Below are 14,488 nucleotides of genomic sequence, written 5' to 3' on the forward strand. Positions count from 1 at the left end.
TATTGGAATTTACCTTTATTTTAAAAATTTTTTAAAGAAAATTCAAAGCGATAGAATAATATTCTTTGGTAAACCCGAGCTTAAAATAGTGTATTTACAACTATTTTAAGCTCGGGTTTTTAATTGATTCCTAATATTCAATTGATTAGACTACAGAGATCATTTTTTTTAGAGGCATTATTATTCCCAGATTCAACCCAAAAAAGTTCTTTAAGTACCACCCTATTTTCGCCAAAGAATTTAATTTTTCTATAGCTCGCCTTTAAGTCTCTTTTACTATGAAATTTTTAATTTTCCTAAATCCCCATATTTCATATGGATTTAGTTATAGTACCACTCACAATAATTAGTATACGTTTAATGCATAAAAATCTTTTATTACAACAAATAAATATTTATGTTGTGTTATTATTCAAAATATTATTTGAATATAATAGAAAAGATCTATATGATTTTAGCCTAATCATTTTATTGTTTCCATAATTAAATTATTACCAAACTTGGTAGATTTCTGATGGAATATTCCGATAGCTGATTTGCGAATAATTAGGCTTTTTTCAATTCACATTAACCCAAAAAACCATGATAAAACGGATAAGTTTCCTTCTAAATGAGGAAAACAAAAAATTGTTAGGCGTCTTCCTCTTATTTTTTTGTGTGTTGACAGCACCAGCCATGGAGATCCATTCAGAACGAAATTCAATAGTCAGTTTAGAAAATGCTCCGATAAAGGAAGTATTAATTGATATTCAAGGGAAAGTTACTGATTCTTCTGGTGAAGGGGTGCCAGGAGCCACGATTCTAGTTAAGGGGACTACCAAAGGGACCGCTACAGATAGTAATGGAGACTTTAAAATCGAAGCCCAGCAAGGTGATGAATTGATTGTGTCTTTTGTAGGGTATAAAATTAAAACGGTAATTGTTGGAAATCAAACCTTGATAAATATTGTCCTTGAAGAAGATTTAGCCTCTTTGGAGGAAGTGATAGTTGTGGGTTATGGTTCTCAAGAGAAGAGAAATATAACAGGAGCAATCTCGTCGCTTGATGAAAAAGACATTAAAGAAATTCCTGTTGCCAGTGCTGTCCAAGCCATGCAGGGCCAGGTAGCAGGTGTAGATATAGTTTCTTCAGGAGGGCGTCCAGGCCAAAACCCTCAAGTTTTAATACGAGGCAGGAGATCCATATCGGCATCAAATGATCCACTTTATGTAATTGATGGAATACCACAAACGAGTGCAACCAGTGCCATTTTTGACATTAATCCTCAGGATATAACTTCTATGGAGGTGTTGAAAGATGCTGCTGCAACTGCCATTTATGGTTCTCGGGGTGCTAATGGGGTTATCATTATTACTACCAAAAGAGGTTCAACGGGGGAGACCACTGTTTCCTATGATGGATATTATGGTTTTTCAAATGTTACCAATATGGTGGACATGATGGATGGACAACAATATGCGGCTATGAAAAGGGAGGCAAGAAGGTGGAATCCTGAAACAGGCCAGCCTTCATGGAACGGTGTTGTGCCCACAGATGAACAAGTTTTTTTAGATCCCACAGAATTTGAATCTGTTAACTTGGGTAGGTCTACAGATTGGTTGGATTTAATAATAGGACAGGGCAGTCAAACCAATCATCAAATAAGTGTAAATGGTGGTAGTGATAAAACACAATTCAATATTTCATTGGGTTATTTTAATGAAAAAGGGATTGTAGATAATATGGATTATACTCGTGCCACTGCGAGGATAAATTTAGACCATAAAATCAGTAATATTTTCAAAGTTGGTACTTCCTTTTTGGCTTCTTTTGCCATTCAGAATTGGGGCTCTGGATCTGCCATAGGAGAGGCAGTTTCCAATAATCCGCTAGGCGTTCCATACAATGAAGACGGTAGTTTACGCTTCTTGCCTACGAATGACGGTATTCGAACGAATCCTCTAAACGAATTGGAACCTGGAGCCTATATTGATGAAAGAAGGTCCAATCGGATATTTGCACCAGTATATGTAGAAGCCAAAATACTGGATGGATTGACCTTCAGGATCAATGCCGGACCTGACATAAGGTACAATAGGATAGGTAATTTTCGTGCCAGTAAAAGCAATGCCAATAGAGGAGGGCCAGCTAGTGCTTCTATAGAAAATGAAGTTGATTTTGGGTATACGGTGGAAAACATCCTTAATTATTCTAAGAGTTTTGGGCAAAAACATTCTTTTCAGGCCACATTTCTGCAAAGTATTCAGGGACTGAGATCCGAGCAGCATGGCAGTGAGGTTTCTAACTTGCCTTACGAATCTCAGCTGTTTTATGATATAGGAACTGCTGAAGTCAAGGGTAATCTTAGCAGTAGGCTTGAACAGTGGAGCCTAGCCTCCTACATGGGTAGAGTAAATTACGATTTTATGGGCAAATATTTGTTTCAGGCAACCTTAAGAGCTGATGGGTCCTCAAGGTTAGCACCTGGTAAGAAATGGGCCTATTTTCCTGGCGGATCAATAGGTTGGAGATTGATAGAAGAAAGCTTTTTGAGCAACCAGGATTTGATAACCGAACTCAAGGCGAGGATATCTTATGGACAAGTAGGAAATACCTCGGTAGATCCATATCAAACTTTAGGTAGGCTTAGAAGGACAGTTTACGCATTAGGAGACATTCCCTATTTGGGCTTTGGACTAAATGAGATCCCTAATAGTGACTTGGGCTGGGAAATCTCCTCGACCACCAATTTCGGGTTGGATTTTGGATTGTTCAATAATAGGCTTTCCGGATCTTTTGAGTATTACATTACCAATACTACCGATATTCTATTGGAAAGAAACCTTCCCTACACTTCCGGTTACCAAAATATCCTTCAAAATATTGGTGCCACCAAAACCAATGGGATAGAATTTTCTTTAAATGCCACTCCTATGGATAAAAAGAATTTTAGATGGGATATTCAGTTTAATATATCAAGTTACAAGGAAGAGATTACAGACTTGGTTTTTAAAGATGAAAATGGGAATTCTATTGATGACACCGGAAATCAATGGTTCATAGGTCAGCCTGTTAGGGTGTTTTTCGATTACGAAAAAATTGGGATCTGGCAATCCGACGAAGTGGACATGGCTAAACAGATGGAAAATAAGTTTCCAGGAGAGATTAAGTTGAAGGATCAAGATGGTGACAATTTGATAACTCCGGATGACAGGTTAGTGCTTGGATCAGACGTGCCTGATTATTTAGGTGGAATAACCAACCGTTTTCAAATTCAAAATTTTGACTTTAGTTTCTTTTTCTTTTATAGGATGGGCCACATGATTCGAAGCAGGTTTCACGATTCCAATAACAACCTTGAGGCAAGGTATAATAATCTAAATGTTGATTACTGGACCATTGATAACCCAAGTAATGAAAACCCAAGACCTAATGTTTATCAGGAATTTCCCAGAGATAGTTCCACCAGAAGTTACTTCGATGGGAGTTTTGTAAAGTTGAGAAATGTTACTCTTGGGTACAATTTACCTACTGCTTTAGCGGGTAGGCTAGCGATGAGTAGGTTTAGAATTTATGCTTCCGCACAAAACCCGGTCTTTTGGTCCACATTTGATACGTGGGATCCGGAATTGGCGGGGGACATTGATGCAGGGTCCATACCCTCAGCCAGGCAATTTTTATTTGGTGTTAATGTAACCTTCTAAAGCAAAAAATCATGAAAAATAAATTTAGTATTATTCTCATATTATTTTCTACATCCTGTTTTCTTTCATGTGAGGAATACCTTGAAGAAGAGCTTGTTTCCGGGGTTTCAGCTGGCACCTATTATACGACTGCTAGTGGATTTGAAGCAGCAATTGCGGCGACCTATGCCGAATCAAAGAGTTTTTACGGAGGGGAGCGAGGCTTCACCATGACAGTATTTGGGACTGACCTACATACCAATGGCAGGGGAGGAAGCCATAAGATGATCAATTATTATGATGGGGCTTTTAGTCCTGCGCAAAGTTTTGTACGTGATACCTGGAGGGATTTTTACAGGGGTATCAATCAGGCCAATGCAGTGATCAACAGGTCAGAAAATGTGGTTGGGGTTTCTGATGAAACCAAGACAGTGAGGATGGCAGAGGTTCGTTTCCTCAGGGCATTGTATTATTTTAACCTGGTTCGATTTTTTGGAGATGTTCACCTTTCTCTTGATGAAACCGTAGGCGTAGAAATAGAGGCCAACAGGACTCCAGCAGGTCAAATTTATTCTGAAGGTATAATTCCAGATTTGGAATTTGCCATCAATAACTTACCTGATAATCAAAATGAATATGGGAGAGCTTCCAAATCAGCTGCAGAATTCTTGTTGGCAAAAGTTTATATGACAAGGGCTTATCAACCTTATGGATCCGGTAATTCTGATGCTTCTGAAGCAGAAAGGTTAATGGGAAGTGTCATTGATAATTATGGATTCAGTTTATTGCAGGACTTTGGAGATTTGTGGGACATCAACAACGAGAGAAACAGTGAGGTAATATTTGCCATTCAAAACAATAAAAATCAGGTTGACGAAGGTTTGGATACCCAAGGAAACAGTGGCCATTTGTACTTTTTAATGGAGTATGATATTTTGCCAGGTATGGCTAGAGATACTGAAAACGGGAGACCTTGGATCAGATTCAGGCCAACAGAATTTTTACTGGGTTTATGGGATAGGGAGAATGATGCCCGCTACGATAAAACCTATAAACATGTCTGGATTTCTAACACAGAAAGCAGTATTCCAGCCTGGACCAATGAGGATGCCAACATGGGATACATCTCTTCTAATTTGGTGGGAACAAAAAAGTTCTCAATAGGTGATACGGCGGTTTATATTCCTGGCCCAGGAAAGGATGAGACATGGACCGAGGAGAAAAAAGGAAAAACGAGGTACTTGGTTTTTACCAATAATCAATACGATGAAAGGTGGTACCCGACCTTAAATAAATGGATTGATCCTACCAGACCTAATCGACAACATACACCTGGTCAAAGAAACCATCCATTAATGCGACTTGCAGATGCTTACCTAATCAGGGCTGAGGCCAAGATCATGCAGAACAATCAAGATGCTGCTGCCGAAGATATCAATATTGTAAGGAGAAGGGGAGCCTGGCCGGGAATGGAAGAAGCCATTGAAATTTCCTCAGAAGAAGCTACACTGGATTTTCTTTTGGATGAAAGAGGGAGAGAACTGGTAGGAGAAGGGCATCGATGGTTTGACCTTACTCGAACTGGAAAACTTGTAGAAAGAGTTAAAGCACATAACCCAGAGGGTCGAAGCAATATTCAGGACTATCATATTCTCAGACCTATTCCTTTGGAGCAAATAGATAGGACCAGTGGAGGTTACTTACAAAACTGTGGGTATATAGGAGCAGATTGTTAGAAATAAAATGTCGCATTGATAATAATTTTTATCAATGCGACTTTACTGAATAGTCAAATAATATCGTGTAAATATCAACAACTTAATAAACCCAAATAATTATGAATAAACCTATACTTTACCTTTATTCCAGGGTATCGAAAACACTCCTTCTCGGAAGTCTTATACAGTGTTTTCTTTGGATGCCACTTTTGGCAGATGGGAACACAAATTTAGCAACTTTAGGCTTTGACTTAGGTACCTCAACCCTTACTACAATAGAAATCGTCGACCTGCAGCAGGTTTCAGGTACGGTCAAAGATGAAAACGGCGATCCTGTTCCTGGGGCAACCGTGGTAATAGAAGGATCAACAAAGGGGACAGTTTCAGACATTGATGGCAATTTTAACCTAGAGGTGCCTGAGGGAGCAGTGCTTTTGATCTCTTTTATTGGGTATGAAACCCAAAGGGTCAACCCAGGTAATCAAAACAACCTTTCCATCATTTTAAAAGAAGATGCCACTTCACTGGATGAAGTGGTGGTGGTTGGTTACGGTGTTCAGCAGAAAGTGAATCTTACTGGAGCAATATCTACAGTTGACTTTGATGATGAATTGTCTAATCGGCCATTGACGAATGCCTCACAAGCCTTAGGAGGTACAGCTTCTGGAGTTTGGGTAAGTCAAAATTCAGGTAAACCTGGCAGTGATGGCGCGCAGATAAGAGTAAGGGGATGGGGAACGCTAAATAATTCCAATCCTCTGATCATTATAGATGGTGTTGAAGGTTCCTTTAGCCAGCTGAATCCAAATGATATCGAAAACATCTCTGTACTGAAAGATGCTGCAAGTGCGGCTATATATGGATCAAAAGCTGCCAATGGCGTAGTTTTAGTGACCACCAGAATGGGAAAAAAGAACGAAGCCATGCAAGTGAATGTGAATTCCTATTTCGGCATTCAATCCTTGGGCAGACGGTATGATGTGATCAATAATAGTGCTGAACACATGGAACTGACAAACACAGCATTACTTAACGAAGGTTCTACACCACTATTTTCAGAAAGTTTAATCTCAGCATTCAGAAATGGGAACGATCCTTACAAATATCCGAATACGGATTGGTTTAAAGTAATATTCAATAAAGCCAATATTCAAGAACACAATGTTTCTATTAGAGGTGGTTCGGAACAATCCTCTTCTTTCATTTCCTTCAATTACCTCAATCAGGAAGGGATGGTGCCAAACACAAGTTCAGAAAGGTATGGATTAAGGGCAAACATATCTTCCAATGTAAAAGATTGGTTGACCGTAAGTGGCCGGTTTAATTATATCCGCAAAGATTCTGATGAACCTTATGCAGACGTAACCTATGGTTCTTTAGGTAGGGTTTTTGAAATGCTTGGTGGATCAGCACCTTACATCGCACCATATACCAGAGAGGGTAGATTTGGTTCGGTCCAGGCAATCAGTGAAGATGGTAACCTTTTGTTTGACAATAGAAATGCACTTATAGACGCCGCCAATGGGTTGACAAATACGGAGGAGAATATTTTGACACTGAATTTAAGTGCAGACATTAAATTAACCGATTACCTATCTTTTAAAACCACCGTTTCTTCCAACGGCAATTGGAACTTGATAGACAGGTACAATACCAGTGTTTTCGGCTACACAGACACTGGGATAGAAACAACAACAAGGAATTACAATAGAGAGGGCTTAGAAATCAATAGGACGCAGATTTCAAGCATGCAAAACAATCTTTTCTCCACCATTAATTTTAACAAGGAATACAATGGAATACATAATGTTTCAGCCATTGGAGGTTTACAATTAGAGACCTTTAAAGTACAAAACATGTTTTCCAGAAGATCAGAGCCTCCTAAAGAAGGCCTGACTCAGGTGGATGCTGGTACTTCGGGAATACAAGGGGAAGGTAACATGAATGGGTTTCGTATTTTCTCCTATTTTGGAAGGGCAAATTACACCTTGATGAGTAAATACCTATTTGAAGCGAATGTCAGGGCGGATGCTTCTTCCAGGTTTAACAAAGACAATCGTTGGGGAGTGTTTCCAGGCTTCTCAGCAGGTTGGCGTTTGTCTGAAGAAGATTTTATCAAGGATGTTTCAGCGATATCTAACCTGAAAGTCAGGGCTTCTTGGGGTCAATTAGGAAACCAGAATATTTCAGGATATTGGCCTTATTTGACCGTAATAGGTCAGAATAATAATCTTAGTTACAGTTATAATGGTAGTTTTTCTCCTGGAGCAGCAGTAACTGCTTTGGTAGATCAGAACATTACCTGGGAAACTTCCGCTTCTCTGGACATAGGTTTAGAAGTTGGGATATTGGACGATAGGATTACCCTTGAAGCTGACTATTTTCAAAAGACCACCAAGGATATTTTGGTACAACTACCCATTCCTTCTGTAATGGGAGGAATTTCTTCTCCATTCGAGAATGTTGGTGAAATGTCCAATAATGGAGTGGAATTCATACTCAATTACAACAACTTGAGGTTTGATAGGGATCAGCTAGGTTTCAATATGGGACTGAATATGACCTATATCCAAAATGAAGTTACCAAATTCAGGGGAGGAGATTCTCCCGATCAATTGTATCTCTTAAGGGAAGGTTATTCCTTTAGAACTTTATATGGATACAATGCGATAGGCATTTATCAATCAGACGATGAAGCAAAGGAACACATGCATTCCAATCCATTTACACCAACAGCTGGAAATTTAAAATTTGAAGATTTAAATAACGATGGAAGGTTAAATTTTGAGGATAAAATGGGGCTTGGGAATACACTTCCAAAATATACTTTCGGAATATCCTCGGGTTTTAAGTACAAGGGTTTTGATTTGAATCTCTTGTTTCAGGGAATATTGGGGGTAAACATGTATACCCAAAACAATTTTACGGACCTGGATTGGGAAAACAGGATGATATCTACCAGATGGAGAGATGCTTGGTCCCCCGAAAATATGGATGCGGAAAACCCAAGTTTAAAGTTTAATAATCCATGGGATGGCTCCCAATCTTCCTATTGGGTAGATGAGGTTGATTTTATAAAATTAAAGAATGTTCAATTGGGTTATACTTTCCCAACTTCTGTTGCAGAAAAATTGGGGCTACAGAAAATTTACCTCTATGTCAATGGACAAAATGTTTTTTCAATTGCTAGCAAAGGCTATGAAGGCTACGATCCGGAAAGAAATACTTTCGATGCTGGCTATCAGTTGTATCCTACCCCTAGAATTTTTTCAGCAGGTATCAATTTAAATTTCTAAGAACATGAAGACCAATAAATATATTCTATACTTATTATCGATAGTGTTATTATTTCCACTATCCAGCTGTAATGATGATTTCCTGGAGTTTTATCCTGAGGATAAAATTACCTCTGCCAACTTTCCTCAAAATGAAGAGGACATTGAATTGCTACTCAACGGAGTGTATGCACTGCTGCGCGAAAATTCAATTTACAATGAGGGCCTATTCGGGTTTGGAGTGCTGGATGGAGCTACTCCAAACGCTTTTAACTGGGGCAATACCCCTATCGCCAGAGCTGGAAGTGGCCAATTGAATTCCAGTGATGGCAGCATAGTCAATTTTAGATGGACAAGGTCCTATGGCATAATCTTCAGGGCCAATTATCTCTTACAGGCTTTGGATCAGATAGATTTGCCTGAGGGGGAAAAGGCCATTTACCGAGCTGAGGCGAGGTTCCTGAGAGGGTTAGCCTATTCTATACTTGCAGAAGGTTTTGGAGGTGTCCCTATAATATTGGATGCGATTTCTACTGAAGAGGCAAGGTCTATTTCCAGAGCAAGTCAGGAAGAAACCTGGAATCAGGTGATAGCAGATTATAACATGGCGATTGAGAACCTTCAAGAAGAAGCGCCTGAATTAGGAAGAGCAACAAAAGGAGCGGCTTTGGCCATGAAAATGAGGGCTTTATTGTACCAGGGAGAATATGAGCAGGTCCTATCCGTAATTAATGAAATTGATGCGTTAAATAAATACAGTTTATTTCCAAGTTATGAAGGACTGTTTAAACTTGAAAATGAAAACAATGCGGAAGTAATTTTTGATGTACAATACATATCAGGGGAGAATTCTCAAGGCTCATTGCACGACCAATACTGTGGGACGGGCACAGGAAGCTGGACGAGGGGAAGCAGGTATGTACCCACAGACGATCTGGTAAACGCTTATGAAACAGTTGATGGTTCAGCAGTTGATCCCAATAATCCTTACGAAAATCGTGATCCCCGATTAGGGTTTACTGTGGTAGTGCCAGGAGCCTACATTTTGGGATACAGGTTTCCCAATTATACCTATCCAGGTGGAGCATTCAATCATCCAGGAAATAGGCTAAAACATTTAAGTGCAAGAAAATACCGCATTGAACCGGAAGCAGATTTGCCTCCTTCAGGCCAATCCGGCCTGAACAATATCGTCATCAGGTATGCAGATGTACTACTTTCAAAAGCGGAGGCGATTATCGAAACCAATGGCGATATAGATGAGGCCATTAACCTTATCAATAGAATCCGAACAGAGAGGGAGGATGTGAAAATTACAGCTTTACCGATGGGCCTTTCTCAGCAAGATGCCCGGGCCAAATTACGGCAGGAAAGAAGAATCGAATTTGCCTTGGAAGGATTGTACTGGGCAGATATAAAAAGATGGGAAATTGGAGCTGATATTTATCCTATGGAAGTAAAAGACCATAATGGGGATGTGATTGAAACCAAATTTCCGAATGGATACCTCGATTTTTACCGATTGCTTCCAATCCCTGATAGTGAAATATCTCTAAATGGGAATTTGACTCAAAACCCAGGTTGGTAAAAGTTGTTTTTATACCCGGATCATGAAATAGTATAAATCGTGGTCTGGGTTTAAACCTACAAACACTTGAATAATAAGCAAAAATCAAATGAATTTTATTAAAAACGCCACTTGGGTTTTGGTATTGGCAGGGATATTATACAGTTGCAGTAACTCAGCTACCAAGGAAAAAGTGCCCCCAAACTTTATTATCATTTTGGCAGATGATTTAGGGTATGGTGGGCTTGCTTCTTACGGTGACAGCAGCCTTCGTACGCCAAATATTGACAATTTGGCAAAAGGAGGCATTCAATTTACCGATTTTCATTCCAACGCACCGGTGTGCTCACCTACTCGGGCTGCTTTGTTAACAGGGAATTACCAGCAAAGGTCAGGTATGGAAGGCGTTATTTATGTGCGAGGGGAAACTAGAGAGGTAGGCCTAGATAGTAGCGAGGTATCGGTGGCTAAGCTATTGAAAACAGCAGGTTATACAACTGGGATTATGGGTAAATGGCATTTGGGTTATCAACCGGAGTATAATCCTGTACAGCATGGCTTCGATACTTTTTATGGGTACTTGAGTGGAAATGTAGATTACCATTCACACTATGACAACTCGGGCATTTATGACTGGTGGCATAACCTAGATTCATTATATGAAGAGGGCTATGCAACTGATTTGATCAGTGCGCATGCGGTAGATTTTATAACTGAGAATAAGGAAAAACCATTCTTTTTGTATGTTTCCCATGAAGCCCCCCATGTACCTTTTCAAGGAAGAAATGACCCAGCCTATAGATTTCCGGGTAAGGAATTTAGTTACCACGGGCCTGTGGAGGATACCGTAAAGGTATACAATGAAATGGTGGAAGTGATGGATGAAGGAGTGGGAGAAATTTTAAAAGCTTTACGTGAAAATGAACTCGAAGAAAATACCTTGATTTTGTTTATTTCAGACAATGGGGCAGAGCTTTTTGGAAACAATGGCAAGCTGACTGGACAAAAAGGAAACCTATTGGAAGGAGGACATCGCGTTCCAGGTATTGCTTATTGGAAGGGCAAAATCACACCTAGGAAATCCTCTGCCACTGTACTTAGTATGGATATTTTACCCACCTTAATGACGTTGAGTCAAGGCAACTATTCTGGTCAACTAAAATTTGATGGAATAGACCTATCCAGACATCTTTTATACCACGAACCACTTGAAGACAGAAGCCTTTTTTGGCGGTACAGAAACCAAAAAGTAGCTCGGCAAAAGGAATGGAAGTTATTGCTTTCGGACAAAGATACCTTACTGGTAAATTTAGAAAAAGATGTTATGGAAATGCATGACCTTTCCACTGAAAGGCCAGATATATTGAAAGAGCTTATAAAAAAGTTAGCCACTTGGGAACAAGATGTAGGGCCAGTATCAGCCATGAAAACGATTTAAACAATTAATTGGACCAATTGAAAAATACGCATGATTTTACGGAAATATATAAGTTTACTAATAATTGTTCTCCTTCCCTTTGGAGGTGTTATAGCCCAGAACAAGCAATTGCCGAATATAGTCTTGCTTTTGGCAGATGATCTGGGGTACCGTGACCTGAGTTGTTATGGTAGTACGCAGGTAAATACGCCAAATCTTGACAATTTAGCGGCGAAAGGTATGCGGTTTACAGACTTTTATGCAGGCTCTGCAGTTTGTTCACCCTCTAGGGCTGCATTAATGACTGGGCGTTCTTCCGTTAGGGCGGGAATCTACAGTTGGATACATACTTCTCATAAAATGCATTTGGTCGAAAAGGAGTTTACTACTGCTGAATTATTAAAACAAGCAGGTTATGCTACGGCACATATTGGAAAATGGCATTTAGGTTATGACCTGGAAGAGAGTTCCGGACCAGGGCCAAATCCTGGAGACCAGGGTTTTGACCATTGGATAGCTACAGGTAATAACGCCATTCCATCCCATCACAATCCTGAGAATTTTGTTAGGAATGGGCTTGCCTTGGGAGAGGTGAAGGGCTATTCTTCCCATTTTTTGGCTGATGAAGCCATAGGCTGGCTTGAGGATAGACCAAAAGACAAACCTTTCTTCATTAATTTATGGTTTCATGAACCGCACCAGAAAGTAGCAGCACCGGATGGTTATTTGGAAAAGCACCAAGATACTAATTTGCCAGCTTATTATGGGAGTATCGAAAATATGGATGCTGCCATTGGTAGGGTATTGACGGAACTGGAAAAACAAGGGCTAACAAGTGAAACCCTAGTTGTTTTTATGTCTGACAACGGAAGCTATAGGGGGAGCAATGGTAGCAATGGTGAGTTGACCAAAGGTAAAACCACCCTTTGGGAAGGTGGCATTCGAGTTCCTGGAATTTTTAGTTGGCCGGGAGTAATTGCAGAAGGCACCATTGAAAACCAACCTGCAGGAGTTGTGGACATTTTCCCTACAATCAAGGAAATTGTTGAAGGGGAAATTGACAAAAATATAGTAATCGATGGATCGAGTTTACTGCCTGTATTTAAGGAGGGAAAGTTTGAACGTAAAAAACCATTGTATTGGTTTTACCCTCCTTCAAGGCCAGTGGCAGTGATTAGGAAAGACTCTTGGAACCTGATCGCAGATCCTGAAATTGAAATTCCTAGGGGGAATATGTTTCAAGAAGAATATATTGGTATAATTAAAGAAACCAAGTTGCAGAATTTTAGGCTTTACAACTTAAGAAATGACCCTAAACAAAGTAAGGATGTTTCATCAGAAAATCCTGAAGTGTTTGAAGGTATGAAAAAAGAAATGATCAAATTGCACGAAGAAATTGTAAAAGAAGCCATTGATTGGAGGGATTTTTCTTGGCCAAATAATTAAATATAAAAATCGAAAATTCAAAAAATGAAGTTAACTGGATGGAAGTGCGTTTTATTCTTTTGCCTAATTATTCGCGTAGGAATTGTAAATGCACAAACGAACACGAAATCAGATAAGCCCAATATATTGATTATTTTTACTGATGACCAGGGGTACCATGATGTATCTTATTATGGCACCAAGGATATTCAGACTCCCCACATAGATGCCATTCGAAATGATGGGATGCAGTTGGATTATTTTTATGCCAACTCACCGGTATGTGCACCTACTAGGGCTTCACTGATGTCAGGACGTTACCCGGATCACGTAGGTGTGCCAGGGCTTGTAAGGTCAAAACCTGCCAATAATTGGGGGTATTTGAATCCAGAAACGATCTTATTGCCAGCCATGCTTAAAAAGGGAGGATATCACACGGCACATATAGGGAAATGGAATCTGGGTTTGGAACACCCCAACCTGCCCAATGATCATGGCTTTGATTACTTTCATGGTTGGTTGGAAGACATGATGGACGATTACCTGATCAAACGGAGACATGGGAAAAATTACATGCGATTGAATGAGGAAATCATCGATCCCGAGGGCCATGCCACAGATCTTTTTACCGAATGGTCAGTGAAATACATTAAAGACAGGAGTGAAGAGGAAAACCCATTTTTTCTTTATTTAGCCTACAATGCGCCTCATTTTCCTGTGCAACCGCCAAAAACATGGGTGGATAAAGTGAAGAAAAGAGAACCTGGTTTACCAGAGAAGCGGACCAATTTAATAGCCTTTATTGAGCATTTGGATGATGGCATCGGACAGGTGATAAATGCCCTCAAGGAATCCGGACAATATGAAAATACACTAATTATCTTTACAAGTGATAACGGAGGCCATCTACCTGATTTGGCCAATAATGGCCCATTGCGCGATGGGAAACAAAGCATGTATGAAGGTGGGTTGAGAGTGCCTACAGCGATTTCATGGCCTTCAAGAATTAAAGCAGGAAGCAGCTCAGATCAAGTAAACCTATCCATGGATATTTTCCCAACCTTGATAGAAATAGCAGGTGTCTCCATGGACCATGCAATCAATGGGAGGAGTTTTTTACCAACTCTCCTTGGGGAAACCATGTCTGAAGAAGCAAGACCTTTGTATTTTGTCCGCCGAGAAGGGGGTGCAAGGTATGGAGGAAAGGCCTATCATGCCCTTAGGCTAGGGGATTGGAAATTGCTGCAAAATAGCCCTTTTCAACCAATGGAACTGTATAATCTAAAAGAAGACCCATCCGAAAAAGACAATTTAATTGCAGAAAATACGGAAGTTTTTAAAAAATTAAATGCTTATTTAATGTCTCATATTCAAGAGGGAGGCAAAGTACCTTGGCAACAGCCTGAATAGCGTAAAAAATTTA

Annotated in this window: 7 protein-coding genes; all 7 read left to right on the forward strand. The window is 39.8% G+C overall.

Annotation, left to right across the window (positions count from 1 at the left end; translation table 11 throughout):
* Positions 1–582: 582 nt before the first annotated feature.
* Complete coding sequence (locus tag AAC073_RS20090; RefSeq protein ID WP_339925599.1) at positions 583–3,684, forward strand: TonB-dependent receptor; 3,102 nt, start codon at positions 583–585, stop codon at positions 3,682–3,684.
* An 11-nt stretch (positions 3,685–3,695) separates the two neighbouring features.
* Positions 3,696–5,399 carry a RagB/SusD family nutrient uptake outer membrane protein gene (locus AAC073_RS20095; protein ID WP_339925600.1) on the forward strand — a complete coding sequence of 568 codons (1,704 nt, stop codon included), beginning with the start codon at positions 3,696–3,698 and terminating at the stop codon, positions 5,397–5,399.
* Positions 5,400–5,500: 101 nt separating this feature from the next.
* Positions 5,501–8,677, forward strand: a complete 3,177-nt coding sequence (locus AAC073_RS20100; RefSeq protein WP_339925601.1) for a TonB-dependent receptor — start codon at positions 5,501–5,503, stop codon at positions 8,675–8,677.
* 4 nt (positions 8,678–8,681) lie between these two features.
* Positions 8,682–10,244 carry a RagB/SusD family nutrient uptake outer membrane protein gene (locus tag AAC073_RS20105; protein ID WP_339925602.1) on the forward strand — a complete coding sequence of 521 codons (1,563 nt, stop codon included), beginning with the start codon at positions 8,682–8,684 and terminating at the stop codon, positions 10,242–10,244.
* 88 nt (positions 10,245–10,332) lie between these two features.
* Complete coding sequence (locus AAC073_RS20110; protein ID WP_339925603.1) at positions 10,333–11,661, forward strand: sulfatase-like hydrolase/transferase; 1,329 nt, start codon at positions 10,333–10,335, stop codon at positions 11,659–11,661.
* A 30-nt stretch (positions 11,662–11,691) separates the two neighbouring features.
* The gene (locus AAC073_RS20115) at positions 11,692–13,086 is read left to right on the forward strand and encodes a sulfatase (RefSeq protein ID WP_339925604.1); all 1,395 of its coding nucleotides are present in this window, start codon (positions 11,692–11,694) and stop codon (positions 13,084–13,086) included.
* A gap of 24 nt (positions 13,087–13,110) precedes the next feature.
* The gene (locus AAC073_RS20120; protein WP_339925605.1) at positions 13,111–14,475 is read left to right on the forward strand and encodes a sulfatase-like hydrolase/transferase; all 1,365 of its coding nucleotides are present in this window, start codon (positions 13,111–13,113) and stop codon (positions 14,473–14,475) included.
* Positions 14,476–14,488 lie beyond the last annotated feature (13 nt).

This window comes from uncultured Cyclobacterium sp., from assembly GCF_963977555.1.
Classification (GTDB): Bacteria; Bacteroidota; Bacteroidia; order Cytophagales; family Cyclobacteriaceae; genus Cyclobacterium.

Excerpts from the sequence above, each read along its gene's own strand:
- AAC073_RS20115 (WP_339925604.1), top strand. The coding sequence starts at position 11,692 with ATGATTTTACGGAAATATATAAGTTTACTAATAATTGTTCTCCTTCCC.
- AAC073_RS20105 (WP_339925602.1), top strand. The coding sequence starts at position 8,682 with ATGAAGACCAATAAATATATTCTATACTTATTATCGATAGTGTTATTA.
- AAC073_RS20110 (WP_339925603.1), top strand. The coding sequence starts at position 10,333 with ATGAATTTTATTAAAAACGCCACTTGGGTTTTGGTATTGGCAGGGATA.
- AAC073_RS20095 (WP_339925600.1), top strand. The coding sequence starts at position 3,696 with ATGAAAAATAAATTTAGTATTATTCTCATATTATTTTCTACATCCTGT.
- AAC073_RS20100 (WP_339925601.1), top strand. The coding sequence starts at position 5,501 with ATGAATAAACCTATACTTTACCTTTATTCCAGGGTATCGAAAACACTC.
- AAC073_RS20090 (WP_339925599.1), top strand. The coding sequence starts at position 583 with ATGATAAAACGGATAAGTTTCCTTCTAAATGAGGAAAACAAAAAATTG.
- AAC073_RS20120 (WP_339925605.1), top strand. The coding sequence starts at position 13,111 with ATGAAGTTAACTGGATGGAAGTGCGTTTTATTCTTTTGCCTAATTATT.